Source organism: Shinella sp. 838, from assembly GCF_029623935.1.
Taxonomy (GTDB): Bacteria; Pseudomonadota; Alphaproteobacteria; order Rhizobiales; family Rhizobiaceae; genus Shinella.
On sequence record NZ_JARSBQ010000011.1, the window covers coordinates 70,281 to 95,887 of the forward strand.

The following is a 25,607-nucleotide window of genomic DNA, read 5'->3' on the forward strand; positions in this document are numbered from 1 at the left end:
AATCCGCCCTCCGCGCATCTGCGGAGGGCCTTCTTCCAAAACGTTAGGACATGACCATGGCTGATGCCCTGAAGATCGGCATTGCGGGCTTGGGGACCGTTGGTGCCTCGCTCGCGAAGATTCTCGTCGAACGCAGGGACATGCTCACGACAACGTGCGGCCGGCCGATCGAGATCGTCGCCGTGACCGCCCGCTCGAAGGGCCGCGACCGCGGCGTCGATCTTTCGGCAGCCGAATGGTTCGACGATCCGGTCGCGCTCGCCCGCGAGGCCAGGATCGACGTCTTCGTGGAACTGATGGGCGGCTCCGGCGATCCGGCCCGTGCCGCCGTCAAGGCGGCGCTTTCGCGCGGCGTGCATGTCGTGACGGCCAACAAGGCGCTGCTCGCCGCCCATGGCGTGGAGCTCGCAGGCATCGCGGAAAAGAACGGTGCCATCCTCAACTACGAGGCGGCTGTCGCCGGCGGCATCCCTGTTATCAAGGCGCTGCGTGAATCCCTGACGGGCAACACGATCTCGCGCGTCTACGGCATCATGAACGGCACCTGCAACTACATCCTGACCAAGATGGAGAAGGAAGGCCTTTCCTTCGAGGCGTGCCTCAAGGAAGCCCAGCGTCTCGGCTATGCCGAAGCCGATCCCGCCTTCGACATCGAGGGCAACGACACGGCGCACAAGCTGTCGATCCTCACGACGCTCGCCTTCGGCACGAAGATTGCGGCCGACGACATCTATCTCGAAGGCATCACCAACATCTCCATCGACGACATCCGTGCCGCGGCCGACCTCGGCTACCGCATCAAGCTGCTCGGCGTCGCACAGAAGACGGATACGGGCGTCGAACAGCGCGTGCACCCGACCATGGTGCCGCTCGACAGCGTCATCGCGCAGGTGGACGGCGTGACGAATGCCGTTGCGATCGAATCGGACATTCTCGGCGAACTGCTGATGGTCGGCCCCGGCGCCGGCGGCAACGCGACGGCCTCGGCCGTGCTCGGCGATATCGCCGACATCGCCAAGAGCCGCCCGGGTGCGCAGACCGTGCCGGCGCTCGGCCGCCCGGCCGCCTCTCTCTCCCCCTACAAGCGTGCGCAGATCCGCAAGCACCACGGCGGCTATTTCATCCGCCTTTCGGTGGAAGACCGCACCGGCGTCTTCGCCAGCATCGCCAAGCACATGGCGGAGAACGGCATCTCGCTGGAATCCATTGTGCAGCGCGCCCAGGCGAGCGCCGAGACCACTGACCCGAAGACGATCATCCTCGTCACCCATGCGACGATGGAGGATTCCGTCCGCAAGGCGGTCGCCTCCATCAAGGGCGAGGGGTACCTTGTCGGCGAACCGCAGGTGATCCGCATCGAGCGGCCGAAGACGACCTGATCTTTTCGTTTCTTCGGCGTGGCGTGGTATCAAGGGATCGATGAACCTCGCCACACCCACCTTCGTCATCCTCGGCCCTGGGCCGAGGGTCTATGCGTCACCCGCGACGGCGAATCCTCGGGGTAAGCCCGAGGATGAAGAACGAGAGGCGTTCGAGGGAGAGGTCTTCGCGACTTTGTCTGCAGTGTAGAGCATTTCCAGCAAAAGTGCGAAGCGGTTTTGCGTCCGGAAATGCGGCAAAACAAGGAGATAGAGCGTTTTCGCGATTCGGGGAAAAGCGGAAAAGCTCTCGTTGCCGGAGCCGCCATGAGCATGCTGGAAAACGCCGATCCCGTCAGCCGGGCCTTCCTGAATGTCGAACGCTCGGTGACCGGCCAGCGCTGGGTGGCGCGGCTTGACCAGGCGGGCGAGAACCGGGCGCTGGCGATGAGCCAGAGCCACGGCCTGCCGGATCTCATCGCGCGCGTTCTGGCGGGGCGGGGCGTGTCCTTCGAAGGTGCCCTGGAATTCCTCGACCCGACGCTGCGCCGCCTGATGCCCGAACCCTACAGCCTGATGGACTGCGAGGCGGCCACCGAACGGCTGGCGCGCGCCATCGAAAAGCGTCAGCGCGTCGCGATCTTCGGCGACTACGACGTCGACGGCGCGTCATCCTCGGCGCTCCTCTATCGTTTCCTCGCGCATTTCGGCGTGCAGGCGGAAATCTACATTCCCGACCGCATCTTCGAAGGTTACGGCCCCAACCCCAATGCCATCGCCCAGCTTATCGAGCGTGGCGCAGAGCTTATCGTCACGGTCGACTGCGGCTCGACCAGCCACGAGTCGCTGGCTGTCGCGAAGGAGCGCGGCATCGACGTGGTCGTCATCGACCACCACCAGGTGGGCGAGGCGCTGCCGCCGGCCCATGCATTGGTCAATCCGAACCGCGAGGACGATTTGTCGGGGCAGGGGCATCTGTCGGCCGCCGGCGTGGTCTTTCTCGTCCTGGTCGCCCTGCAGCGCGTCCTGCGGGAAAGGGGCGACGGGCGGGCGAAAACCTTCGATCTGCTCGCCATGCTCGATCTCGTGGCGCTCTCCACCGTCTGTGACGTGGTGCCGCTGAAGGGGCTCAACCGCGCCTATGTGGTCAAGGGCCTCGTCGCGGCACGCCATCTCGGCAATGCCGGCCTGACGGCGCTCCTGAAGCAGGCGGGCATCGGCGGGCCGGTGACGCCGTACCATCTCGGCTTCCTCGTCGGCCCGCGCATCAATGCCGGCGGGCGTATCGGCGATGCAGCGCTCGGCAGCCGCCTCCTGACGATCGACGAACCGGGTGAGGCGGAGCGAATCGCCAAGCAGCTCGACGACCTCAACCGCGAGCGCCAGGCCATGGAGGCCGTCATGCTGGCCGAGGCGGAGGCCGAGGCACAGGCGGAATACGGCACCGGTGAAGGCGCCTCCGTCATCCTGACGGCCCGCGAGGGCTGGCATCCGGGCGTCGTCGGCCTGCTCGCCTCGCGCCTCAAGGATCGCTTCCGCCGACCCGCCTTCGCCATCGCCTTCGATCCCTCGGGTAAAGGCACCGGCTCCGGCCGCTCGATCAGCGGCTTCGATCTCGGCCGCATGGTGCGCGCCGCCGTCGACGAGGGCCTTCTCGTCAAGGGGGGCGGCCATGCCATGGCGGCGGGGCTGACGGTGGAGCGGTCGAATCTCGGCCGCCTGCGCGGCTTCTTCGAGGAGCGCGCCGAGCGCACCGTGCGCGATCTGGTGGCCGTGGAAACGCTGAAGATCGACGGTGCGTTGAGCGCAAGCGGTGCGACGCTGGCGCTTGCCGACCAGCTGGAGCAGGCCGGCCCGTTCGGTTCGGGGCATCCGCAGCCGATCTTCGCGCTGCCTGCGCACCGCGTACGCGACATCAGGCCCGTCGGCGTCAATCACCTGCGTCTCGAACTCGAAGGCCCCGATGGTGGCCGCCTCGGCGCCATGGCCTTCCGCGCGGCGGAAGCTGATCTCGGTCTTTTCCTGATGAAGCAGCGCGGCCAGGCGGTGCATCTCGCCGGCACGCTTTCCGCCGACAGCTGGCAGGGCAGCCGGCGCATGCAGTTCCGTGTTCTCGATGCCGCAAAGGCATTCTGAAACTACGTTATTCCGGAAAATGAAGGAGAGAGTGGCACGCCCTAGGGGAGTCGAACCCCTCTTTTCAGAATGAAAATCTGACGTCCTAACCGATAGACGAAGGGCGCGTGCGGTGGGCGTTATCTAGTCGGGACCGCTGATTTGCGCAAGCCCTAAATGCAGGAATTTTCAGTTTTTTCCGTTTGATGTTTCCGCTTTTCTGCAGGCTGCGAAAACGCCAAAGGCTTCCACCCCGCCGCAAACCGGGAACATTCCTCTTCAATTGTTCGCCGGGAATGGCGACCCCTGCAGGACTCGAACCTGCGACATTCTGCTTAGAAGGCAGATGCTCTATCCAGCTGAGCTAAGGGGCCGGGGCTGGCAGGGCCAGCGAAACCTCAATGGGTCCAGGGCTGCATGCGGTTGAAGCGGAAATTGTCCGGATAGGCGACGCGCTTGCGGGTCGATTCCTTCGGCTCGATCACGCGGTAGTCGATGCCCTTGCGTTCCGCATAGGCGACCGCCTCTTCGCTGGTTTCGAAGGTGAGCTTGACCTGCTGGTACATGTCGCCGGAGCTGGTATAGCCCATGATCGGGTCGATCGTCCGCGGCTTCTCGGCATCGAATTCCAGAACCCAGAGATTGGTCTTGGCCTTGCCGGATTGCATGGCGGTCTTGGTGGGACGATAGATCTTCGCGGTCATCGAAGCGGCTCCAGAATTCTCGCATAAAGGCGCACCGTTCCGCCGGCGCGCGTTCGAGAATGCATAACCCGGATTCCGTAAAGGGGGAATGACCGAACGCGCATTTGGCATCGAAACGCCCGCCGGACTGGTCGGAGTGGAGAGATTCGAACTCCCGACCCTCTGGTCCCAAACCAGATGCGCTACCAGACTGCGCTACACTCCGTCCGTCCCGGCGATGGGGAGATACACGCATCCGCCCCCCGCCGCAACAGCAAATGGGCGTTTTCAAGCGCTTGTCGCAGGAAATGCAGGCTTACTTCGCCTTGCGCAGCGAATCCATCAATTCGCTCTCGACGCGGTTGCCCGCGCGGATGCCGAGGCGCTTGGCCGTGCCGCCGTTGAGCTCCAGCACATAGTCGATCGGCCCTTGCGAATCGATGATCGATTCGGAGTGCGGCTCGGCGTTTTCCTTGATGGCGCGCACCTTGCCGTCCTTGGCGATGAACAGCATGTCGAGCGGCAGGTACGTGTTCTTCATCCACATGAAGACCTGCCGCGTCTCACCGAACGCGAAGAGCATGCCGCGGTCCTGCGCCATCTCGCGGCGGTGCATCAGCCCCTGTTCGCGCTGGCGCGGCGTAATGGCGAGCTCCACCGTGAAGGCATGGCTCTTGCCGTCCTTCGTGACGATCGTCAGCGGCTGTGTGTCGAATGTTTCCGCCGCGAAGGCCGAAAGGGAAAAACAGAAGAAAAGCGCCAGGGCGGCGCTAGCAAGGCGCGCGAAACCGGCCGCCCGCGCGAAAAGGCCCATCAGTGGGGCCTGTTGCCGGGAACCGGCATGTCCGGGTGGATTTCCGCTGCCATCAGGCCCTTCTCGCCGTCGCCGAAGCGGACCAGCACGACTTGACCGGGACGCAGTTCCGCCAGGCCGAAGCGGCGCAGCGTCTCCATGTGGATGAAGATGTCTTCCGTGCCTTCGCCGCGCGTCAGGAAGCCGAAGCCCTTCGTGCGGTTGAACCACTTGACCAGAACGCGCTCCAGTCCGCTCGACGGCGTGACCTGCACATGGGTCTTCACCGGAGGCATCTGCGAGGGATGAACGGCCGTGGTCTGGTCCATGGAAAGGATGCGGAAGGCCTGGTAGCCGCGGTCGCGTTTCTGGATCAGCGCGACGACGCGCGTGCCCTCCAGAACCGTCTGGTAGCCGTCTCGGCGAAGGCAGGTGACGTGCAGCAGCACATCCTGCATGCCGTTGTCGGGTACGATGAAGCCGAAACCCTTGGCGACGTCGAACCACTTGATGACCCCGGTGATCTCGACGAGATCGACGGCGTCGTTGCTCTGGTCATCACGATCAGTGATTTCCTTTGAAGACACCCTATCCGCCATGACCTGCCAGCCCCTCGTTTACGCGTCACATGAGTTACGGTTAACTGATTCTTGATGACCAGAATAACATTGTCCCGATGCGAATGCGCAAGCCCCTTTGAAAGTTTTGCCGGTCCCATTGGTAGGCTGCAAGGCTTGCCTGAGGCTGACAAAACCCTACTCTTCCGGACGATTCCACATTCAGAGGATATTCCAATGCGTTATCTCCACACGATGGTCCGCGTCAAAGACGTCGACCAGTCCCTGCATTTCTATTCGACGCTGTTCGGCCTCACGGAAGTCCGCCGCTACGAGAACGAAAAGGGCCGATTCACGCTGATCTTCCTCGCCGCGCCCGACGATGTCGAAGCTGCGCGGGCGAATGCCGCCCCTTGCCTCGAGCTCACCTACAACTGGGACACCGAGGATTATGCCGGCGGGCGCAATTTCGGCCATCTCGCCTACGAGGTCGACGACATCTACGCATTCTGCCAGAGGCTGATGGACAATGGCGTCACCATCAACCGCCCGCCGCGCGACGGCCACATGGCCTTCGTGCGTTCGCCGGACGGCATTTCCATCGAAATCCTGCAGAAGGGCGAGCGTCTGCCGGCGGCCGAACCCTGGGTTTCCATGGGCAACACCGGCGCCTGGTAGGCAAATGCCGGACGCAAGCTCCAGGCAAAGCTTGCATCCTATAGATCCGTGCAACAATCATCGTTCCGCCGTATTTGACCGGAAATCTCTTGCCCATCCGGTCGATCGCCAGCGAGAGGGTGCTTTGGCCGATTTGGGCCGGATAGCCTCCCGTTCTGCGTTTCACGGCTTCACGCGCTTCGGCCTTTACACCACCGGCCGAAACGCTAACATCGCGGCAACCGCAGCCTGGCCCTATGGCTTTTCTCGATTGCGGTTGCGACTGTTTGAAGAAATGGCCCTATCGGCGGCAAGACCGAGGGTGTGAACGTCGAAAGCGGGGGAAAGCCTTTGCAGGACATGCAGGGAAAGTGGCCAGGCCTGAAGGCGCTGCGGTATGGATTGCTGCTGGCCGTGTCGGTCGCCACGCTCTCGGGCTGCGTTTCCGCAGTCTCCACGGATATGCGCGCGGATAACAAGGCTGCGCAGGAAAGCGAAGACACGGTCGCCGAAGGCAGCACGGACGAGACCACCACGCCCGTGGTGAGCGCGGGTGCTGCGAACGCAGATTCTTCCGCCGCCCTCGATATCGCGGCCGCCGCCACGGCGGACCAGCAGGTCGCGGGCGAGGCAACCGGTGACCGGGCCGGTCTCGTGATGCAGCCGACGACGCTGAATGCCGGCAAAGCCAGCATATACGGCAACGGCAGCCAGGCCGTCGCGACCGGCAATGCCTATGCGACGCAGACCGTCGGCGCCAATGCCTCCGTCAACAGCCTCTATGCCAATACCGGTGCCGCGCAGACGACAGACCAGTCCGGCCGTCTGCCGGTCGAGGACATGCCGCCGGTCGGGGCAACCGGCCAGCAGCCCCTCGCCACGCTCGGCGACGAGCAGGCGGAAATCACGCTGCCGGAAAACGGGCCGATCCCCAAGACCGCGCGAACGGCTCTTGCGGCGGAGGCCGCAACCGGCAATGCGGCCGAACTTGCGCTTGCGACGCCGGCGGACGATGGCGCTGCGGCCGTGCTGCCCGGCACCACGGATCAGATGAGCGCGACCGGCATCAAGAAGGACGAGCCGAGAAAGACCGTGACGCTCGCCTCGCTCTTCGCGGGCAAGCGCGAGGCCAAGCAGCAGTTCGATGGCGACCGTTTTGCCGAGCAACCGCGCCGCGTGCTCAACCGGGAAAGCGCAAACACCACCCGCAAGGCCTCGCTCGGCACGCTGCCGGGCGTCTCGATGGCGAGCGCCATGTTCTCGACGGATCACTCCGAGGCCGACGAGGTCGAGGATGACGGCCCGCAGTTCAAGGAAGTCGCCTCGCTTGCCGGCCTTGCCCGCCTTGCACCGAACGGCCTGTGGCTGCAGACGGACAAGGTGCGCACCGGCTGTTTCAAGCCGGAGCTGCTGCAGGTGCTGAAGACGATCGAGACCCACTATGACAAGCCGATCATCGTCACCTCGGGCCTGCGCGACCTGAAGGTCAACCGGACGAAGCAGTCGCTGCACACGCGCTGCGAAGCGGCCGACATCCAGATTTCCGGCGTCAGCAAATGGGAGCTGGCGGAGTATCTGCGCACCATGCCGGGCCGCGGCGGCGTCGGCACCTATTGCCATACCGAATCCGTGCATATCGACGTCGGTCCTGAACGCGACTGGAACTGGCGCTGCCGCCGACGCAAGTAGGCGGTGTCTCTAACCCTCTGTGATCGATACCTTTTCGCGTGAAAAGCCGCCCTCGGGGCGGCTCTTCATTTTTTTGTCACAACAGCTTTTTCCGGCTTGCAGAAGGCAGGATGCCCTTCTATAAGACGCCCACCGCACGCGCCCTTCGTCTATCGGTTAGGACGTCAGATTTTCATTCTGAAAAGAGGGGTTCGACTCCCCTAGGGCGTGCCACTCTCTCCTGTACTTACTGTAAAAAAACAACCGATGCCGTGCTTTGGTGTGTCGTTTCCGCACGCCTTTCGGAACGAAGCATGGCTCAGAACGTTTAACCGTCACGGCTGCCATCTTACGCGGTCGGGCGAGAGGCCCCGTCGAGCTTGGCCCAGCGCTCCGGGGTCTCGAACCGCTTGGGTCGCGCCGCCCGCCCGGCCCAGCTTGCCGGACGAGCGGCTGCGTGTTGCCGACGGGGCAACGAAGCCGAGCCAACGGGCGACGCCGGGAGGGTCAACGGCGGCAACCTCAGGTCCTCAGCAGAAGAGATATGGGAAGGCCGATGCAGAATTGCCAGTGGTCAAATCTGGCTGGGCGGCAAGGCGTGGCTCGGGCGTCCGGCAGGCGGAGCGCCCTCGAAATGCGCTGGCTCCTATCCTTCACTCCCGCCTGTGAAAAACTTCGCGCCGACGCGATTTTTCGTCTTGCGAATCCATGCGGTCCCGACTAGATAACGCCCACCGCACGCGCCCTTCGTCTATCGGTTAGGACGTCAGATTTTCATTCTGAAAAGAGGGGTTCGACTCCCCTAGGGCGTGCCACTCTCTCCTTCCATTTCGTGTTTGAAATCCTGCAGGATTCACGGCTTGCAGTACGCCGTGCCGCTTTGCCGTACAACAAGCTTGTCGCCCGGTCGCGGCTGTCCCGCCGCTTGTCAGCCGGGAGAACGTCGACGATCTTGCGCTCACCGAAATAAGCAGGAAAATCAATGGCGTCGACAGTCCGCAACCTCGGCTTCTCGGCCATTGTCGCCTTAGCCGTCGGGGGGTGGCGAAATGCGGCGGATGTTGTCCGGCGACATCCGTATGTCAGATCGACGTCAGCCGCACCCGCTGCTCCAGCTTGGCGGCGTCCTCCTTCCGCTCGCTGTAGCGATCGGTGAGGTAGGAAGAGGCGTCACGGGTCAGAAGCGTGAATTTCACCAGCTCCTCGCAGACGTCGACGACGCGGTCGTAGTAGGATGAAGGCTTCATTCGCCCCTCCGCGTCGAATTCCTGATAGGCCTTGGCAACCGACGACTGGTTGGGAATGGTGATCATCCGCATCCAGCGGCCAAGGATACGAAGCTGGTTCACGGCATTGAAGGACTGGCTGCCGCCGGAAACCTGCATGACGGCAAGCGTCTTGCCCTGGGTCGGGCGGACCGAGCCGACGGACAGCGGTATCCAGTCGATTTGCGCCTTCATGATCCCGGTCATCGCGCCGTGGCGCTCCGGACTGATCCAGACCTGCCCTTCGGACCATGCCGACAGTTCACGCAGCTCCCGGACCTTCGGGTGAGCGGCCGGTGCCTCGTCCGGCAACGGCAGGCCTCTCGGATCAAACAACCGGACGTCACAACCATGATGCTCCAGCAAGCGCTGCGCTTCAAAGGCGAGGAGCCGGCTGTAGGATATGTCGCGCAGAGAGCCGTAGAGGATCAGGATGCGGGGGCGGTGCGTCGAAAACGGCGGCCGGAGAGCAGCCGGATCGGGCTTGCGCAGATGGTCCGGCGAGGCCGCTGGCAATGGCTCAGACAAGGCGCTGCCCCTTTTCATCGAGAACCTGTTCGCCGTCTTCCTTCGCGAAGGAGCCCCGGTGCGTGTCGGGAAGGATATCGAGAACGGTTTCGGACGGGCGGGCAAGGCGCGTCCCCATGGGTGAAACGACAAAGGGGCGGTTGATCAGGATGGGGTCTCGCAGCATGGCATCGAGCAGCTCGTCGTCCGTGAGCGCCGGATTGTCGAGCCCGAGCTCCGCATAGCGCGGTTCCTTCTCGCGGACAGCAGCTCGGACGGTGAGACCGGCGCCGGCGATCATCCCGGCAAGCTGCGCGCGTGTCGGAGGCGTCTTCAGGTACTCGACCACCCTGGGTTCGATCCCGGCATTGCGGATCATGGCCAAGGCGTTCCGGGATGTGCCGCATGCGGGATTGTGATAGATGGTAACGTCCATGGTCATGCGCTTTCCGTTGATATGTTTCGGGAGACGGCGGGTGAGGCCTCGTACCAGCCCTTCGACCTGTTCACGATCCAGACGACCGACAGCATCACCGGGACTTCGATGAGGACGCCGACGACGGTGGCCAGCGCGGCCCCGGATTGAAATCCGAACAGGCTGATGGCGGCGGCGACCGCCAGTTCGAAGAAATTGCTGGCGCCGATCAGGGCGGACGGCCCGGCGACACAGTGTTGCTCGCCGGATAGGCGATTCAGCACATAGGCAAGGCCGGAATTCAGGTAGACCTGAATGAGGATCGGCACGGCGAGCAGGCCGATGACCGCGGGTTGCGCGATGATCTGCTCCCCCTGGAGGCCGAACAGCAGGACGAGGGTCGCCAGCAGCGAGACGAGGGAGACCGGTTGCAGCGTCTCCAGCAGGCCGCTCAACCGCGACGAATTGCCATCCGCGGTCAGCCTGTTCCTCAGAAGCTGAGCGATGACGACCGGTATGGCGATGTACAGGACGACGGAGATCGCAAGCGTGTCCCAGGGAACGGAGATCGCCGACAGGCCCAACAGCAGGCCCACGACGGGCGCGAAGGCCACGATCATGATCGCGTCGTTGAGGGCGACCTGCGACAGGGTGAACAATGGCTCGCCGCGGGTGAGGTTGCTCCAGACGAAGACCATTGCGGTGCAGGGGGCCGCAGCGAGGATGATCAGGCCGGCGATGTAGGAATCGACCTGGTCCGCAGGCAGATACGGTCGAAACAGCCAGCCGATGAAGAGCCATGCCAGGATCGCCATCGAGAATGGTTTGATCGCCCAGTTGACGAGCAGCGTCACCCCGATGCCACGCCAGAATGCCCCGACTTTTGTCATGGATCGAAAATTGATCCTGATCAGCATCGGAATGATCATCAGCCAGATGAGGACCGCGACGGGAATGTTGACCTTCGCGATTTCGATGGAGGCGATGGCCTGAAACACGTCAGGCGCCCCATGCCCGAGAGCAACACCGACGATGATGCAGAGAAGGACCCAGACGGTCAGATATCGTTCAAAGGTAGACATCCGTTTTCCCTTGCAGGAGCAGCTTCCGTGCCATCCATTTTGCCGATTTCACGCGACACCGGCTCAAGCGCCGATTTATCGGTAAAGGTGAAGGGTGAGAAGGGCAGTGTGGGGTTGTCCGCGCGCATAAGGGCGCGGAGGAGATTCTGTCGGCCATGGCTGAATCCGTCGCCTAGATCTCAGACTCAGGTTTTGCCGAAAGGCGCTTGAGCGCCGGATTCCTTTCGGAGATCGGGTTCGTGGTCATGTGGGTCGCTCTTGCGGTTTGCAGCACGGCGTAAGTTCCGCGATCAACGGGGCGCAAAGCGCAGTGGAGCCGCCGCAGCAGTCTTTGAGAAGGAAGAGCATCAGTTCGCGAAGGCCATCCAGATTGGCTCTGTATATGATCGAGCGGCTTTGTCGCTCGCTTTTGACGAGGCCCGCTCTCGACAGGGTGGCAAGATGCGCGGACATCGTGTTCTGGGGAACGTCGAGCAATCGAGCGAGCTCGCCCGCCGGCACTCCTGCAGGTTCGTGCCGAACGAGAAGCCTGAAGGTTTCAAGGCGCGTTGTCTGGGCCAGCCCTGCAAGGGTGTTTACGACTGAAGAATTTTCCATATATCCAGAATAATGGATGTGTTTCCTTTGTCAATGCAGGCCGGATTGACCCTTCCGCTGCCGGCGCCTGTTCGCGGTCCATGCAAAAAGGGGCAGCCAGATGGCCGCCCCTTGTTTTGCCTGTTGTGCGTTCGTTACGAGTAAGGCGAGACGCACTGCTGGCGCGGGCCGTTGTAAGGCTGGAACGTGTTGTCATAGGCGCGGTATGACCGATAGCGGTTGGCGCACCAGCTCTGGTGCGATCCGCCACCCGCCTGCGGCTGATTGGCGATGGCACCGCCGATTGCAGCACCGAGGCCGAAAGCGGCGAGGGGATACCACCAGCCGTCCGAATGGCGGCGATAGCCCGGGCGATAGTCCCGATAGCCGCGGTGGCCGTGCCAGCGCCTGTCTGCGCGCCGCTCATACCGGTCCCGGCGATCGCGGCGCTCGTAGCGATATTGCACCTTCTCCACGGCAGAAGCTTCCGGCACGGGCACCCTTGCGAAGGTCACGGCCTGGGCGGGGATGACGGAGGTCAGCGCGAGCGCGAGGGAAAGCGCCCCTGCGGCAAGACCAGTCTTCAAATTCAACATGGCAAAAACCTTTCCTGCTTCTTCGGAAGAAGAACGCGGCAAGGGCGGTGTGGTTCCGAAAGCCTGGCAAAAGCCATGATTCCGTAAGGAAAAACGTCAAAAAAAACGGGTTGGTCCGCCTTGTCGGCTCGCCAACCCGTTCCGGTAAAATGCGGATCAGGGTGTTCGGGGTACAGGGGTTCTCACCACAATCCGGCTGCATCTCCAGATCTCCTGTGTGAGCGATCATGCCCGAATGCGATTTTGCCGATTGACAGAATGCGCATCTTTTTTGACAATTTCCACATGAGCAAACAAGCGCCGCGGCAGGGGCCGCTCGACATCACGATCGTGCTTCTGCCCGAGTCGTCGATCATGTCGCTCGCCTCGGCGCTCGATCCGATGCGCGCGGCAAATCGTGTCGTGCCGGAGCCGGTCTTCCGCTGGACGATCCTGTCGCCTTTGGGCAAGCCGGTGCTTCTGACCTGCGGTGTGGAAATCCGCGTGGACGGCGCCTTTGCCGATGTCACGAGCGGCGATGCGCTGCTCGTCATCGCCGGTTTCAACCAGGAGCGCCATGCCGACCGGACCTTCGTGTCGCGGCTGAAGAAGGTGGCGCGGCGGTTCGACGTGGTGGCCGGCATCGAATCGGGCTGCTGGCTGCTGGCGCGCTCCGGCCTGCTCGATGGGCGCGATGCGACGGCGCATTGGGAGGAGCTGGAGGATTTTGCGGCGGCCTTTCCGGCGCTCAATGTCCGGGCCGACCGCTTCGTCACAGACGGGCCGCTCTGGACCTCCGGTGGCGCTTCGCCGACCTTCGACATGATGCTGCATCTGGTGCGCGAGCGATTCGGTTCGGCAGTGGCGCTCGATGTGGCGAGCGTCTTCGTCTATGACGAGGTGCATGCCGCGACGGATGCGCAGCCGCTCGTCTCGCTCGGCCGGCTGGGAGAACATCAGCCGGACCTCGCCGCAGCGATCCGCCTCATGGAACGCACGATCGACAGGCCGCTGACCATTGCCGCGCTCGCAAGGCGTCTCGGTTTTTCCACGCGCAAGCTGGAGACGCTGTTTGCCACGGGCCTCGGCATCGGGCCGGGAAAATATTATTTGCGCCTGCGGCTGACGGCAGCACAGCGGCTGGTGCGCGACACGTCGCTTTCAATCCAGGATGTGGCGCTGCGCAGTGGCTTCGACAGCCTTTCCGCCTTTTCGCGCGCCTTCCGCAATCACTTCGGCGCCAGCCCGCTCAAGCTCCGGGCCGAGCAGCGGGCCAAATAGAGCGCGGCCGGTTCCGGGACAGCAGAACCGGCCGCAGGGCCATGGTCGGGGACGGGGATTGGGGGACTGACCGGGCCCTTTCTCGCGCCCGGCGGGGTCGCCGGGCAGTCTCGTCATACGGCGCCTTGCGGCGACCGATGTTACTTGACGCTACCGACGGCGTCGGCACGACCGTCCTGAAGCTTGACCCACTTGCCGGCATTGGCCGAGGACTGGCGCTTCAGGTAGCGGTATTCGGTCTGCGACCAGAGCAGGACCTTGTTGCGCATGTTGTCGAGCACGAAGTCGCCGCGGTCGGTGCGCACGGTCAGCACGGCATGGCCTTCGCCGTTCGGCTGCAGCACGACGGTGATGAGGAGGTTCGACGGCGAGATGCCGGCTTCCATCAGGCGCTTGCGCTTGATCAGCACGTAGTCCTCGCAGTCCGCCGCGCCGTTGGGATAGGTCCACTGTTCCTCGACGCCGTAGATTTCCATGTCTGTCAGCGGTGCGAACTCGGTGTTGGCCGAAAAATTGACGTTGAGGATCGTCTTCCAGTTTTCCTGCGTCAGCGTGAGCGGGCCGGCATCCTTGCCGTTCGAGCCGCACTCGTCGCTGTACTGCTTGCAGAATTCATAATGCCCGATGGGCTGGTTGGTCGCGCCGGCCAGCGGAATGTTCGCGGGCAGCGCCATCGCGGCACCGGCGGCGGCGAGAGAGAAGAGGAATGCAAACGTCCCTGTCTTGATCGTTTTTGTCATTGTGTTCGTCCCCGTTTGATGAGGTCACAATGACAGCTATGTTTTGAGCTTACGCGAAAAGCCGAAGTATAACTTAGTTCAAATCAAGATCGCATAAGCATAAAATAATAATAGAATTTGAGTTTGTTTTGATCTGTATTTGAGATGTATTTGATTAAAATTTGAACGAATTTCCACCTGCTCCGGGGGCGCTGCTTGTGGCGTAATTAGCTGGTTTAAAAGGATATTTTTCGACTCCTACTCGATTTAACGGAAGGTTGTTTTCCGGCTGAGCGTGCCGGCGGAGGGGATGGGGAGCCACATCCGGTGCCGAGCGGGTGCGCGAAAAGTCAGGGGAAACACTGCTAGCGTCAGAAAAACGCTTTTGACGGACAAAATTTTTTTGAATTTATTTTTGCGCAGATTGATCTGTTTCGTCCTGAAACAGCAAAGGGCCCCGCGGGGCCCTTGTGGAACAGGTCGGTGTCATGCCGTCCTGAAATGTTACAGGAAAGCGGTCAAGGCTTCCTTCGACTGGACGGAGGAGAACTCGATGGCGACGCCCTCCTGGAAGTGGCGCACGACGCGGCCCTTCATGTTGCCGAGCTGGATGGGGGTGCCCAGGGCCGGGCGCACGTCGATATCGACGGCGGCGCCGGAGAGCGACAGGTCGATGATGCGGCAGGGATAGCGCCGGCCGTCGTCGAGCGACAGCTCGGTGCGGGTGTTGCGCGGCGTCAGGCGGTTGTGGCGGCGGTCTTCCGGCAGGCCCAGTTCATGCTTGTTGGCGATCCAGGTTAGCTGTGCGGCGAGTTTTTCGCGCTTGCGGTCCGTGGCGGTAAGGAGAATGGCAAAGCCATTGTCGTTGAGGGCGGCGACGCTGCCCTCGATGCGGCCGAGATGATCGACATAGGCGATGATGCGCTCGCCCATGCGCGGGCGGGCGGCACAGATGAAGTTGGCGTCGCCGGGCGACATGTCGAGCACCGTGCACTCGTATTCATCGTGATTGGGCAGCATCAGCCGGCCGGGCAGGGTCACCGAGACGCGCTGAAAGCTGCGCTGCTCGGGCTGCGGCTTGCGGGCGGCGGGCGATGCTTGCTGGAATGAGTACATGTGCGCGCGGGCCTGATGATCCTATCTCTTTCCAACTCTTAATCTTTCGGGGTTAACAGAAGGTTCGCTGCGCCGTGGAAAAGTCGTCACACACGCATCCGTCAACAACTATGAAGCGCCCTCGATTGTAGTTGTGCCGCCAACCTCACGTATCGTCAGTCTGGCGGCCGCCTTCGAAGATGCGAAGATGCAGCACGCGGTTCACCGTTTGGCCAAGCCCCACCGGCCGCATGGCCATGATGGAGGTGGGCATGGGAACGGCGGGCCGGTTGCCCTCGAGGGTGCGCGCGCGGCTCGGGTCGATGACCGAAAGCGCGCCGAGTGTCGCATAGCGGAAGGCGCTCAGCGGCTGGCGCTGGCCGGGCAGGGGGGAGAAGGCGCCGATGATGCGATCGGCCACTTTGCCGTTGCTGGCGAGCGGCAGCAGCACGATCTCGGCCTCGGTGGTCTCCAGCCGGCCATCGACGAGTGCGACCTGCAGGACCGCGGGTGCCGCATGCGCCATCACATTCTCGGTGATCCGCGCGATGCGGGTGCGCTGGTCGGGCGCAAAGAGCGTGTCGAAGCCGGTCGCCTTCAGTTCCCGGCCGAACTGCGCACAGAGGCGCGTGCCCGCCAGGCGAAAACGCGGATCGTGCAGCCGGTCGTGTTCCAGGATGAAGACATCCGGGAGGATCGGCGCGATGTCGGCGGGCTCGATGGCGCTTCGCAGCGGAACGCGGCGATCGCCACGCTGGCGCGTCCAGTAATCGTAAAGGGCCGTGATGGCCTTCGTCTGCATGCTCATTTCCAATCGGTTCTGTTCCGTTCCGGCACGAAAGGCCGGGCATATGGTGGTCATGCCAGGGAAGGAGCGAGTTTCGTGCCAGCGCGCCGTTAAGGTTAACGATTGGTTTCGATTGCGCTTGCGGCCGGCATGGGAGAACATCCGGGCATCCCTCCACGAGGGAATGGTTTACTGCACATCGATTTCAGCCCCGGGGATTGGGGGCGCCGGCCGTCAGCGAAAGCTGCACGGCCTTTCTTTTCTCTGTATAAGCGCGATTCGTATTTTATAAGTTTGGTGGATCGGTCATGAGCAACGACGGCGTTGACGCGCGGGATGGCAGTGCGGATATCCGCAAGCGAGAGCCGGCCTTCAACCTGCCGGGCAGCCTCGTCGCGGTCCTGGCACTCCTGACCGCAATCCATGTGATCCGCACCTATCTTCTCTCGGCCTCTGCGGACGAGTACGTGCTCCTGCATTTCGCCTTCATTCCCGGGCGCTATGCCATACCCTTCGCCGAGCAGGATCTCGGCTGGCTCTGGGGGCCTGTCACCTATTCGCTGCTGCATGGCAGCTGGGAACACCTGATCTTCAACGCCTTCTGGATGGTCGCCTTCGGGGCGCCGGTGGTGCGCCGCATCGGTGTCACGCGCTTCTTCCTGTTCTGGTGCCTTTCGGCCGTCGCGGCCGTTGCCTTTCATACGGCCCTGCACTGGGGCGCGATGATCCTCGTCGTCGGCGCCTCCGGCGTCGTGTCGGGCCTGATGGGGGCAGCGGCCCGCTTCGTCTTCTCGCCGAGCGGTCGCATCAGCCGGCAGTTCGCCCATCTCAACCGCCGCCTGACGATCGCAGAGGCGCTGTCCAACCGGTCCGTGCTGGTCTTTTCCGGCATCTGGTTCCTGACGAACTTCCTGATCGGATTCGGCCAGATCTTCGGCTCGGATGCCGGCGGGGCCATCGCCTGGGAAGCCCATATCGGCGGCTTCCTGTTCGGCTTCCTGTTCTTCCCGCTGTTCGATGTGGCAACGTCGGAAAGCCGCCGGGATTAACGATAGTCCATTAGCGGTCTTGCAATCGCCTCCTTCGTGGCGCACCATGGTTGTGTTCCGGTTCGCACATGCACACCGGAACGGGGCGACACCGTGCAGGAGGAAGCGGGTGTCGCCGGTACTGGCAGGGCATCCCTGCGCGGGTGTCCCGCCTCTCTGCGTTCATGATGCACACGGGAGGTACGCATGTATGTAAAGACGATACTGGACGAAAAAGGCCGCAACGTCGTCACCGGCGGCCCGCAGCTCACCGTCAGGCAAGCTGCCGTCTATCTGCATGAAAATCACATCGGCGCCATCGTCATCCTCGACCGCAACGACCGCATCGCCGGCATTGCGACCGAACGCGATATCGTTGCCGCCGTGGCCCGCAACGGGGCCGAATGCCTGGACAAACCCATTTCCTCCATCATGTGGGGCAATGTCCATCGTTGCGGCGAGAACCAGACCGTCGATGAACTCATGGAAATGATGAGCACGCTGCGCGCCCGCCATATCCCGGTGGAGAAGGACGGCAGGCTCGTCGGTATCATCTCGATCGGTGACGTGGTGAAATCCCATATCCGGGCGATCCAGCACGAAGCGGATGCCATCAAGGCCTATATCGCCGGCTGATTGCAGGTCTCCCGAACGGTTTCGGGCGGAGCGATGTGTCGCTCCGCCCGCTCCGGTGTTTATACAAGCCAGCTTCTCTCAGCGCATCAGCACGACTTCCTGCATGCGCTTGATCTCGGTTATGCGGGCCTTTGCCTCCAGGTAACCGCGGTCGATCGCTTCGCCGGCGCGGTGGAACTCCGACAGGCCGATATCCGAAAGTTTGGGGTGCAGCGCGAGATCCGGCGGGTCGCCGGCAAGGCGCGCGCGTGAAATGCGGTCCTGGATAATGTTGAAGGACTGTACCATGACGCTCGTCAGGCCGAGGCGCGCAGCGCTGTCCTCCTGCTTGTGCTCATCGATCTTCTGTTCGCTGGCGCTGTGCTTGATCACTGCCGAGCGGCCATAAAGGTCGTAATTGAGGTTGACGGCAACGACCAGCGGCTCCTCGTGGGCGCGGCAGACCGACACCGGAACCGGATTGACCAGCGCCCCATCGACCAGCGTGCGGTTGTTGCACTTGATCGGCTCGAAGATGCCGGGCAGGGCATAGGAGGCACGGATGGCGGTGATCAGCGCGCCGCTGTTGATCCAGACCTCGTGGCCGCTGTTGACCTCGGTGGCGACGGCGACGAAGGGGCGGTCGAGGCTCTCGATCGAGAGATTCTCCAGATGCTCCTGCATGCGTCTGGTCAGCCGCATGCCGCCGAAGAGGCCGGAACCGCGAATGGTGAAATCGAGAAGGCTGGCGATGCGCCGCATGGTGAGCGAGCGGGCGAAGGCCTCCAGTTCGTCCAGCTTGCCGGCGAGATAACAGCCGCCGACGAGAGCGCCGATCGAGGTGCCGGCGATCATCGAGACCTCGATGCCTTCCTCGTCCAGCGCCCGGAGCACGCCGATATGGGCCCAGCCGCGGGCAGCACCGCCGCCCAGCGCCAGCGCGATCTTGGATTTGCGCGGCGTGGCCGGCGCGGGAATATGGGACATGTCGTTCATGGAAGGGCCGCCGGGGTCGGATGCATCCGCCGTTACGAGACTACGATTGAAACTCCAGTTCAACATTCCGGACCTCCATTACCAAGAGGAATTCGCAGCGAGGCAATCCGTTCCGGTGCCTCGGCACCCTCGGCAACACAATAGATGACAGGATAGAAGCACTCTGTGACGCGGGGAACTTTGCCGAAGATAATCTCCCGGCGGGTTGTCCCGTGTGCGTCCGGTCGCAGCTGGAGGAGGGCCTTCGCCCGCAGGATCGGCACCCCGGTGAGGGTGGCCTTGGAAACCGGTCGTGACGCACGAGAGCGATGGGGTTCCATGTCCTGATCCAATGGCGGGGGTAGAGGCCGCCATGGGGGGCATTAGGCGTCGGCACCGGTTGCCAATTGATGAATCCGTGCCGAAACCGGACGGATTTCGCCGGGATGCTTAATTTTTCCCGTAGACCGACGCCGGATCGAATTGTGGCGTGCCGCCGGTGATCGTCAGCAGGGCACCGTCCGGGCCGCTTGAGACGGTGCGGTAGAAGCAGGAGCGGCGGCCTGTGTGGCAGGTCGCGTCGTGGCCGGCGACCGAGACCTTCAGCCACACGGCGTCCTGGTCGCAATCCGTGCGCAGCTCCACCACGGTCTGCAGGTTGCCCGACGTCTCGCCCTTCTTCCACAGCGCCTTGCGCGAGCGGCTCCAGTAATGCGCGATGCCCGTCTCGACGGTCAGCGCCAGCGCCTCGGCGTTCATGTGGGCGACCATCAGCAGTTCGCCGTCCTTCGCATCCGTCACCACGGCCGTCACCAGGCCGTGCTCGTCGAAACGCGGCGTGAAGGCCGGGCCCGTTTCGAGCTCGGCCTTGTCCTTGGAGGGGCTTTGGAAGGTGATCGGCATGGCGGTCGGCTCCGTCGAAAGGGAGCCGGCCTCGCCTAGCTCCGGATCATCGTCATGAACCGGACCTGCTCGGTCGGTTCGGTCTTGAAGGCACCGGTAAAGGTGGTGGTGAGCGTTGTCGAGCCCTGTTTCTGGATGCCGCGCATCGCCATGCACATATGCTCGGCCTCGATCATCACGGCGACGCCGCGCGGGTTCAGCGTCTCGTCGATCGACCTGGCGATCTGCGCCGTCATCGTCTCCTGCGTCTGCAGGCGACGACCGTAGATCTCGACCACGCGGGCGATCTTGGAGAGGCCCAGCACCCGGCCGTTCGGCAGGTAGGCGACATGCGCCTTGCCGATGATCGGCACCATGTGGTGCTCGCAATGCGAGAAGAACGGGATGTCCTTCACCAGCACCATGTCGTCATAGCCGGCGACCTCTTCGAAGGTGCGGCCGAGCACGTCTTCGGCGGCGAGGTCATAACCGGAGAACAGTTCGCGATAGGCTTTTGCGACACGCTTGGGCGTATCGAGCAGTCCTTCACGCTCCGGATCGTCGCCCGCCCAGCGAAGCAGGACGCGAACGGCATCCTCCGCCTCTTTTTGCGAAGGACGGCCCGACGGATCGTCGACACGCGGAAAATTGGTGACTATGGCGTCCATGGACCCATTGACCTTTCTGCAGGTTACCTGACGTGTTTATCGGACTCGCCACTGGCCATTCGCCTAACCCTGCAGGCTTGGGTTCCGTTGGCGGGCTCCGGGGCTTTCGGGTCTTCGCTTCTCAGTGCGTATGACCGTCCGGCACGGTTTCCCAAACAACAGGTGAACGATCTGCTTTTTGCTTCTTGCAATTCCGGACGGAAAACCGCTTCACGCTTTCCCTGGAATTGCCCGCTTCTTGCAAAACGCTCACCCCAATACGAGTTATCATATAGTATCGAGCGAGGCCTGCGAAAGAGGCTTGAGACGACACGCGGTGCTTTTTTACCGACGAGGCCGGAATAATCTCCTCGGATCATTGAAGATTCCGCAAAAAATGCGGAAAACGGGGCCATGATGGACGATATCTACAACAGCCGTATCCTCGAATTCGCCGGCAACATTCCACGCATCGGCACGCTTGCCGATGCCGATGGCGAGGCGGGCGCCCATTCCAAGTTGTGCGGCTCGCGCGTCAAGGTCTACCTGAAGCTCGAGGGCGACCGCGTCATGGATTTTGCCCATGAGGTAAAGGCCTGCGCGCTCGGCCAGGCCTCCTCCTCGATCATGGCGCGCCACGTCATCGGCGCGACGGCGGCGGAAATCCGGGATGCGCGCGAAAAGATGCTCGCCATGCTGAAGGCCGACGGCGAGGGGCCGGACGGTCGCTTCGAGGACATGCGGTTCCTGAAACCCGTCAAGGACTACAAGGCCCGCCATGCCTCCACCATGCTGACATTCGACGCCGTGGTGGACGCCATCGGCCAGATCGAGGCGAAGCGGCTGGAAAAGGCCGGGTGACAGGCGATGTGCGATGCGCCCGACTGCCGGCATGCCGGCGCGCGGCCCGTCCATCGGGGCCGCAACTGGCAGGGGCCGTTCCGCCGGACGCCGGGCCGCCTCGTCGGCATGGGCTTCATCCGCCTCTACCAGCTGACGCTTTCCGGCTTCATCGGCAATGCCTGCCGCCACCTGCCGACCTGCTCGGAATACGGCTATGAGGCCGTCGCCCGCCATGGCCTGTGGCGGGGTGGCTTCCTGGCGCTGTTCCGCGTTGCCCGCTGCGGCCCCGGCGGCACCCATGGTTTCGATCCCGTACCGGAGGTGCTGGAGCCGCGTTTGCGCTGGTGGGCGCCGTGGCGGCTGTGGCGCATATCGGCCGGGAGAGGGTGACGCCATGTCGGTTCGGATGGAATACCGCCAGGCCTCGCGCGATTTCGACGCCGTTTTCGTCGATCCCCATGTGATCGACTGCCCGCCACATGCCGTACGGGAGTTCTGGCACGTATGACGGTCTATGTCGCTCTCCTGCATTCCATCGTGCTCGGCCCGGACCGACGGCTTGTCATGGCCGATCTCAGGGCCATGGCGGAAGGCCTCGGTTTTCGCAACACGCGCACGCTGGTTGCTACCGGCAACCTGATCTTCGAGGGCGACGATGCGCCGCTTTCCGCCATCGAGGAGCAGCTGGAAACGGCGTTCCATGCGCGCTTCGGAAAACATGTCGACATCATCCTGCGCAGCGCGGAGGACTGGCGGCGCGTCGCGGCCGGCAATCCTTTTGCCGACGGCAACGGAGCGGATGTCGGCATCCGCGTCATGCGCAAGCCGCTGGGGCTGGAGATCTTGCCGAAACTCGAAGGCATTGCAGCGCCCGGCATCCGCCTCGCCATCGTCGACGGCGATCTCTGGATCGACTTTTCGCAAAAGCCGAGCGAGACGAGGCTCCTGTCGCATCTGACGACGAAGAAGCTCGGTATCGGCACCCTGCGCAATGCCAACACGGTCAACGGCCTTGCGGCCATGCTCGCCTGACCTCACAGCCACCGGGGGACACGCTGCCGGTAGGCGCGATAGGCCGCGCCGAGATCCTGGGCCAGCACATCCTCCTCCACCCGCACCTGGAGCCGGACGGCGAGCACCAGCACGGCCGTGAGCGCGAGCTGGACCGCATCGGGCCGGGTGATGGCGAAGCCCGCAAGGAGCATCACCTGCCCGACGAAGACCGGATTGCGCGACAGGCGAAACGGCCCCGTATCGACGATGGCGCCGGAATGGCCCGCCGCTGAGCCGATGCGCCAGGACGTGCCCATATGGTGCTGGGCATGGACGGCGAAGGCGCCGCCGCCGAGCGCCAGCAGCAGGCCGGCGAGGCGGACCGGCAAGGACGGATCGACAAGCGCCGGCGCCGGCGGCAGGCCTGCGGCCAGAAGCGCGGGATAGACAAGAGCGCCGGCAAAACTCAGGCGGAAGAGCAAGGCGGGCAGGCCCTGGCGCCCGCCGAGGCCGAACAGCCAGGCCGGCCGCTCCGCTGCCCGCGCCGAACGCGCCGTCAGGGCGAGGAAGGCGGCGAGATAGACGCCCATGAGGGTCGCGGAAAGAAGGGGCAGGGACGGCATGTCGGATCTCCGGGCTTGGCCTCGACCAGTCTGCAACCTCCAGTGACTGGAGAGTCAAGGCCGGCGCCCCGCGCCCAGTATGCGGCCAACTGGCGGTGCGGGGAAAACAGCCGTCGCCGCGCTCAGCGCCGGACGAGCCGCCTGAGGCCCTTCACCTCCGCCTCCGTCAGCGCGCGCACGGCGCCCTTTTCCAGATCGCCGAGCGCCAGGTCGCCGATGGCGACGCGCACGAGGCGCAGGCACGCGATGCCCTGCGCTTCCAGCATGCGGCGGATCTGGCGGTTGCGGCCCTCGTCGAGCATGATTTCCAGCCAGGCGTTCCGTTCGCCCTCCCGGAGCCTGCGCACGGCCTTCGCGCGCAAAAACTCGCCGTCGTGGTGGACGCCCGCGATGAGCGCGTCGAGCATCGGCTGGTCGGCGAGGCGGTCGATCTGGACGTGATAGGTCTTGGCGACATGCGTCTTCGGGTCGAGCAGGGCGTTGGCGAAGTCCGTGTCGTTGGAGAAGAGCAGAAGGCCCTCGCTCGCCTTGTCGAGCCGGCCGACGGGGGAGAGATGCGCGGGATCGAGATGTTTCAGGCAGTCGAACACCGTCGGCCGCCCCTCGGGATCGCTGCGCGTGGTGACGAGACCGCGCGGCTTGTTGAGCATGAGATAGACCGGCTTTTCCGCAAGGACCGCCGTCCCGTCCACCGTGATGCGCGCGTCGGCAAGGTCGATCCAGGTTTCGGGATCGGTGACGACATGGCCGGCGACGGCGACGCGGCCGGCTGAAATCAGCGCTTCCGCCTCCGTGCGCGAACAGAAGCCGAGCTTGGAAAGCGCGCGGGGCAGGGTGGCACGCTTGCCGGCGGGCGGGGCGGCGGGTCGCGCGGGCGCGCGCGCCATCGGGGCGGCCGCTGCCTTGCGGGCGGGCGCCGGTTTCTGCCCTTTGCCTCTGTCTTTCGCCATGCTGCGTGCAAAACCCCTGATCGTCGCGGTTGACCGGCCTGCCCATGCCATTCTAAAGCCGGGTTCGTCCAGAGCCTTTCCGCTCGCCCGCGGCTGGCGGAAGGCCCTGTTCGTTTCCTGCGCAAGTCCAAAGACAAGACCGTTGCACGTTTTTGCCGGAATTGCGCCCGCCAACAGGATATCCGAAGCGAGGCCGCCGTTGACCCAGGACGACATCACATCCGAACTCGTCACGCTGCGCGACTACTGGCGCTACGCGATCTCCCGCTTCAATGCGGCCGAGCTCAGCTACGGCCACGGCACGACGACGGCCGGCGACGACGCGGCCTTCCTGCTGCTCGATACGCTCGACCTGCCGATCGACGCGCTCGATCCCTTCCTCGACGCCCGCCTGCTGCCGGCCGAGCGAAAGCTGCTCGCGTCCCGCATCGAGGCCCGCGTTGCGACGCGCAAGCCCTCGGCGTACCTCACCGGCCGGTCCTATATTCAGGGCGTGCGCTTTTTTGTCGACGAGCGGGTGATCGTGCCGCGCTCGCATATCGGCGAAATCCTGTTTTCCGAATATCTCGGCGAACACGGCTCGTCCTTCCTGCCCGATCCGATGCTGGTGGAAAGCGCCGTCGACATCTGCACGGGCTCGGGCTGCCTTGCGGTGCTCGCGGCAAAGTTCTTCCCGCAGGCAAGCGTCGATGCGGTGGACCTGTCGGCCGATGCACTGGAGGTCGCCAAGCTGAACCTTGCCGAACACGACGTCGAGGACCAGGTGACGCTCTTCAAGGGCGATCTCTTCGCCCCGCTTTCCGGCCGCACCTACGACCTCATCATCACCAATCCGCCCTATGTCGATCATGACGCGCTCGCGGGCTACCCGCCGGAATTCCGCGCCGAGCCCGTCATCGCGCATGACGGCGGCGAAGACGGCCTCGACCTCGTGCGCAAAATCCTTGCCAGGGCGGCCGATCACCTCAATCCCGGCGGCGGCATGATCTGCGAGATCGGCTCGGGCCGCGAGATCCTGGAAGAGGAATTCCCGCATCTGGAGTTCGTCTGGCTGGAAACGGAGCAATCGCAGGACGCGGTGTTCTGGATTTCCGCCGAAGCGCTCGGCGTTTCCTGATCAGGCCTCACGCGACGGCGTTGCGCGGCGGCGGGCAGAGGGGATCCTCCGGCCAGTCGTCGTCCTCCTCCAGGGCGCGGTTTCGCTCTTCGCCGAGCCGGTCCAGCGCCTCCGGCGTATGGCCGGCGGCGAGCATTGCCTGTTCGTAGCGCTCGCAGAGCACTTCCCAGCCGGCAGGCAGGCTCGCCTGCGTGGCGTCGTCGCGCACGCAGGGCGGAAAGGTCTTGAAGAAGGTCGTGGCGATCTCGTCGGCGGGATAGCAGCCGGTGCAACGCTTGGCCCGCCGGCATTTCGGCAGGCGGCAGGTGCGGTGGTGGCCGGCTTCCGTCGCCGCTGCGCGAAGCTCCGGCTGGACGCGCCGGATGTGCCGGCGCTCCAGCGCGCTCATCGTGGTCGCTACGTCCTTCAGCTCGTCCATCGCTCCTGCCTTTCATGTCGCGGCCGTTCCGGCCTTGCCTGCGGGCGTGCGAAAACGCCCCGCAGGCGCTCCCTCGGGTTTGCTCATGTCCGGAGAACCGCGCGAAAGCGTTGCCTCAGGGATATGGGATGTGTGGCATCGCTTTCGCGCGGCCCAAGGCGTTCTTCGGAGACGGTCCGGTCTCCTTCAGGCGCAAAACGGCTTCGCTGCGCAGTGTGTTGGCGCTTTTCCGAAAACCGCGTTCCGCGATTTTCGGGGACATGCGCCGCCATCCTGCTTGCATGGCGGACCCAAACCGACCCCGCAAGACCCGGGGAAGGGGGAAGCCTGTCACGACGGAAATTCGCATTCCCGCAGCGTTTCGCGCCTCTTCCGCCCCTGCC

The 25,607-nt window shown here is 63.8% G+C and carries 28 protein-coding genes and 5 tRNA genes; 13 read left to right on the top strand and 20 right to left on the bottom strand.

The window, feature by feature from the left end; translation table 11 throughout:
- Positions 1 to 56: 56 nt before the first annotated feature.
- Both P9A16_RS25875 and recJ read left to right on the top strand, forming a co-directional pair.
- A complete protein-coding gene (locus tag P9A16_RS25875; RefSeq protein ID WP_023511914.1) occupies positions 57 to 1,379 on the top strand; it encodes a homoserine dehydrogenase in 1,323 nt (440 codons plus the stop codon).
- 312 nt (positions 1,380 to 1,691) lie between these two features.
- Positions 1,692 to 3,494: a single-stranded-DNA-specific exonuclease RecJ gene (gene recJ / locus P9A16_RS25880; protein WP_037406776.1), complete on the top strand. Its 1,803-nt coding sequence runs from the start codon at positions 1,692 to 1,694 to the stop codon at positions 3,492 to 3,494.
- Positions 3,495 to 3,526: 32 nt separating this feature from the next.
- Here the strand turns inward: recJ and P9A16_RS25885 are convergent.
- The 6 genes from P9A16_RS25885 to P9A16_RS25910 form a co-directional block, all read right to left on the bottom strand.
- Positions 3,527 to 3,601 (bottom strand) — tRNA-Glu (locus P9A16_RS25885).
- A gap of 169 nt (positions 3,602 to 3,770) precedes the next feature.
- Positions 3,771 to 3,847: transfer RNA gene (locus tag P9A16_RS25890), tRNA-Arg, on the bottom strand.
- A gap of 24 nt (positions 3,848 to 3,871) precedes the next feature.
- Positions 3,872 to 4,177, bottom strand: a complete 306-nt coding sequence (locus P9A16_RS25895) for an ETC complex I subunit (RefSeq protein ID WP_023517362.1) — start codon at positions 4,175 to 4,177, stop codon at positions 3,872 to 3,874.
- A 128-nt stretch (positions 4,178 to 4,305) separates the two neighbouring features.
- A tRNA-Pro gene (locus P9A16_RS25900) sits at positions 4,306 to 4,382 on the bottom strand.
- Positions 4,383 to 4,472: 90 nt separating this feature from the next.
- The gene (locus tag P9A16_RS25905) at positions 4,473 to 4,970 is read right to left on the bottom strand and encodes a DUF192 domain-containing protein (RefSeq protein ID WP_023517361.1); all 498 of its coding nucleotides are present in this window, start codon (positions 4,968 to 4,970) and stop codon (positions 4,473 to 4,475) included.
- Positions 4,970 to 5,548 (bottom strand): cold-shock protein, encoded by a 579-nt coding sequence (locus tag P9A16_RS25910; RefSeq protein WP_024270461.1) that lies wholly within the window; start codon positions 5,546 to 5,548, stop codon positions 4,970 to 4,972. The genes P9A16_RS25905 and P9A16_RS25910 overlap by 1 nt, the downstream gene beginning before the upstream one ends.
- A gap of 195 nt (positions 5,549 to 5,743) precedes the next feature.
- On the opposite strand from P9A16_RS25910, the gene gloA reads away from it, so the two are divergent.
- From gloA to P9A16_RS25930, 4 genes are all read left to right on the top strand, one after another.
- Complete coding sequence (gloA, locus tag P9A16_RS25915; protein WP_023516788.1) at positions 5,744 to 6,184, top strand: lactoylglutathione lyase; 441 nt, start codon at positions 5,744 to 5,746, stop codon at positions 6,182 to 6,184.
- A gap of 339 nt (positions 6,185 to 6,523) precedes the next feature.
- The gene (locus P9A16_RS25920) at positions 6,524 to 7,852 is read left to right on the top strand and encodes a YcbK family protein (protein WP_023516787.1); all 1,329 of its coding nucleotides are present in this window, start codon (positions 6,524 to 6,526) and stop codon (positions 7,850 to 7,852) included.
- A 138-nt stretch (positions 7,853 to 7,990) separates the two neighbouring features.
- A tRNA-Glu gene (locus P9A16_RS25925) sits at positions 7,991 to 8,065 on the top strand.
- Between the two features lie 506 nt (positions 8,066 to 8,571).
- A tRNA-Glu gene (locus P9A16_RS25930) sits at positions 8,572 to 8,646 on the top strand.
- Between the two features lie 267 nt (positions 8,647 to 8,913).
- On the opposite strand, the gene arsH is transcribed toward P9A16_RS25930, so the two are convergent.
- The 5 genes from arsH to P9A16_RS25955 form a co-directional block, all read right to left on the bottom strand.
- On the bottom strand, positions 8,914 to 9,642 hold the full coding sequence (gene arsH, locus P9A16_RS25935) for an arsenical resistance protein ArsH (protein WP_023517264.1): 729 nt from the start codon (positions 9,640 to 9,642) through the stop codon (positions 8,914 to 8,916).
- Positions 9,617 to 10,039 (bottom strand): arsenate reductase (glutaredoxin), encoded by a 423-nt coding sequence (gene arsC, locus P9A16_RS25940; RefSeq protein WP_037407886.1) that lies wholly within the window; start codon positions 10,037 to 10,039, stop codon positions 9,617 to 9,619. Before arsC ends, arsH begins: the two co-directional genes overlap by 26 nt.
- Positions 10,040 to 10,041: 2 nt before the next feature.
- Positions 10,042 to 11,100, bottom strand: coding sequence for an ACR3 family arsenite efflux transporter (arsB, locus tag P9A16_RS25945; protein ID WP_024270815.1), 1,059 nt, complete (start codon positions 11,098 to 11,100; stop codon positions 10,042 to 10,044).
- A 243-nt stretch (positions 11,101 to 11,343) separates the two neighbouring features.
- Entirely contained in the window at positions 11,344 to 11,697 is a 354-nt protein-coding gene (locus P9A16_RS25950; protein WP_081870640.1) for an ArsR/SmtB family transcription factor, read from the bottom strand.
- Between the two features lie 134 nt (positions 11,698 to 11,831).
- Positions 11,832 to 12,272: a BA14K family protein gene (locus tag P9A16_RS25955; protein ID WP_023516325.1), complete on the bottom strand. Its 441-nt coding sequence runs from the start codon at positions 12,270 to 12,272 to the stop codon at positions 11,832 to 11,834.
- A 285-nt stretch (positions 12,273 to 12,557) separates the two neighbouring features.
- Between P9A16_RS25955 and P9A16_RS25960 the strand changes: the two genes are divergently transcribed.
- Entirely contained in the window at positions 12,558 to 13,532 is a 975-nt protein-coding gene (locus P9A16_RS25960) for a GlxA family transcriptional regulator (protein ID WP_037407892.1), read from the top strand.
- A gap of 140 nt (positions 13,533 to 13,672) precedes the next feature.
- Here the strand turns inward: P9A16_RS25960 and P9A16_RS25965 are convergent, their stop codons facing one another.
- The 3 genes from P9A16_RS25965 to P9A16_RS25975 form a co-directional block, all read right to left on the bottom strand.
- Positions 13,673 to 14,272, bottom strand: coding sequence for a transglutaminase-like cysteine peptidase (locus tag P9A16_RS25965; RefSeq protein WP_023516323.1), 600 nt, complete (start codon positions 14,270 to 14,272; stop codon positions 13,673 to 13,675).
- A gap of 483 nt (positions 14,273 to 14,755) precedes the next feature.
- Positions 14,756 to 15,367, bottom strand: a complete 612-nt coding sequence (locus P9A16_RS25970) for a PilZ domain-containing protein (RefSeq protein WP_023516765.1) — start codon at positions 15,365 to 15,367, stop codon at positions 14,756 to 14,758.
- 145 nt (positions 15,368 to 15,512) lie between these two features.
- On the bottom strand, positions 15,513 to 16,148 hold the full coding sequence (locus P9A16_RS25975; RefSeq protein WP_051758714.1) for a PAS domain-containing protein: 636 nt from the start codon (positions 16,146 to 16,148) through the stop codon (positions 15,513 to 15,515).
- 293 nt (positions 16,149 to 16,441) lie between these two features.
- Here P9A16_RS25975 and P9A16_RS25980 point away from each other — a divergent pair, with 293 nt between their 5' ends.
- Both P9A16_RS25980 and P9A16_RS25985 read left to right on the top strand, forming a co-directional pair.
- Entirely contained in the window at positions 16,442 to 17,182 is a 741-nt protein-coding gene (locus P9A16_RS25980; protein ID WP_023516763.1) for a rhomboid family intramembrane serine protease, read from the top strand.
- Positions 17,183 to 17,368: 186 nt separating this feature from the next.
- On the top strand, positions 17,369 to 17,797 hold the full coding sequence (locus P9A16_RS25985) for a CBS domain-containing protein (protein ID WP_023516762.1): 429 nt from the start codon (positions 17,369 to 17,371) through the stop codon (positions 17,795 to 17,797).
- A 78-nt stretch (positions 17,798 to 17,875) separates the two neighbouring features.
- Here P9A16_RS25985 and P9A16_RS25990 read toward each other — a convergent pair whose 3' ends face one another.
- From P9A16_RS25990 to folE, 3 genes are all read right to left on the bottom strand, one after another.
- On the bottom strand, positions 17,876 to 18,838 hold the full coding sequence (locus P9A16_RS25990) for a patatin-like phospholipase family protein (RefSeq protein ID WP_023516451.1): 963 nt from the start codon (positions 18,836 to 18,838) through the stop codon (positions 17,876 to 17,878).
- Between the two features lie 363 nt (positions 18,839 to 19,201).
- Complete coding sequence (gene hisI / locus P9A16_RS25995; protein ID WP_023516452.1) at positions 19,202 to 19,654, bottom strand: phosphoribosyl-AMP cyclohydrolase; 453 nt, start codon at positions 19,652 to 19,654, stop codon at positions 19,202 to 19,204.
- A 35-nt stretch (positions 19,655 to 19,689) separates the two neighbouring features.
- Positions 19,690 to 20,301 carry a GTP cyclohydrolase I FolE gene (gene folE / locus P9A16_RS26000; RefSeq protein ID WP_024270818.1) on the bottom strand — a complete coding sequence of 204 codons (612 nt, stop codon included), beginning with the start codon at positions 20,299 to 20,301 and terminating at the stop codon, positions 19,690 to 19,692.
- Positions 20,302 to 20,694: 393 nt separating this feature from the next.
- On the opposite strand from folE, the gene P9A16_RS26005 reads away from it, so the two are divergent.
- The 3 genes from P9A16_RS26005 (at position 20,695) to P9A16_RS26015 (ending at position 22,155) form a co-directional block, all read left to right on the top strand.
- The gene (locus tag P9A16_RS26005; protein ID WP_023517156.1) at positions 20,695 to 21,141 is read left to right on the top strand and encodes an iron-sulfur cluster assembly scaffold protein; all 447 of its coding nucleotides are present in this window, start codon (positions 20,695 to 20,697) and stop codon (positions 21,139 to 21,141) included.
- Positions 21,142 to 21,147: 6 nt separating this feature from the next.
- A complete protein-coding gene (gene yidD / locus P9A16_RS26010; protein WP_023517155.1) occupies positions 21,148 to 21,513 on the top strand; it encodes a membrane protein insertion efficiency factor YidD in 366 nt (121 codons plus the stop codon).
- A 114-nt stretch (positions 21,514 to 21,627) separates the two neighbouring features.
- Positions 21,628 to 22,155, top strand: a complete 528-nt coding sequence (locus P9A16_RS26015; protein WP_023517153.1) for a DUF1697 domain-containing protein — start codon at positions 21,628 to 21,630, stop codon at positions 22,153 to 22,155.
- Positions 22,156 to 22,157: 2 nt separating this feature from the next.
- On the opposite strand, the gene P9A16_RS26020 is transcribed toward P9A16_RS26015, so the two are convergent.
- Together P9A16_RS26020 and P9A16_RS26025 are read right to left on the bottom strand one after the other, a co-directional pair.
- Positions 22,158 to 22,739, bottom strand: coding sequence for a methyltransferase family protein (locus P9A16_RS26020; RefSeq protein ID WP_023517152.1), 582 nt, complete (start codon positions 22,737 to 22,739; stop codon positions 22,158 to 22,160).
- A gap of 122 nt (positions 22,740 to 22,861) precedes the next feature.
- A complete protein-coding gene (locus tag P9A16_RS26025) occupies positions 22,862 to 23,626 on the bottom strand; it encodes a pseudouridine synthase (protein ID WP_272790458.1) in 765 nt (254 codons plus the stop codon).
- Between the two features lie 262 nt (positions 23,627 to 23,888).
- Between P9A16_RS26025 and prmB the strand changes: the two genes are divergently transcribed.
- The gene (prmB, locus tag P9A16_RS26030) at positions 23,889 to 24,806 is read left to right on the top strand and encodes a 50S ribosomal protein L3 N(5)-glutamine methyltransferase (RefSeq protein WP_037406810.1); all 918 of its coding nucleotides are present in this window, start codon (positions 23,889 to 23,891) and stop codon (positions 24,804 to 24,806) included.
- 7 nt (positions 24,807 to 24,813) lie between these two features.
- Here prmB and P9A16_RS26035 read toward each other — a convergent pair whose 3' ends face one another.
- Positions 24,814 to 25,224, bottom strand: coding sequence for a hypothetical protein (locus P9A16_RS26035; protein ID WP_023516887.1), 411 nt, complete (start codon positions 25,222 to 25,224; stop codon positions 24,814 to 24,816).
- Between the last annotated feature and the right edge of the window lie 383 nt (positions 25,225 to 25,607).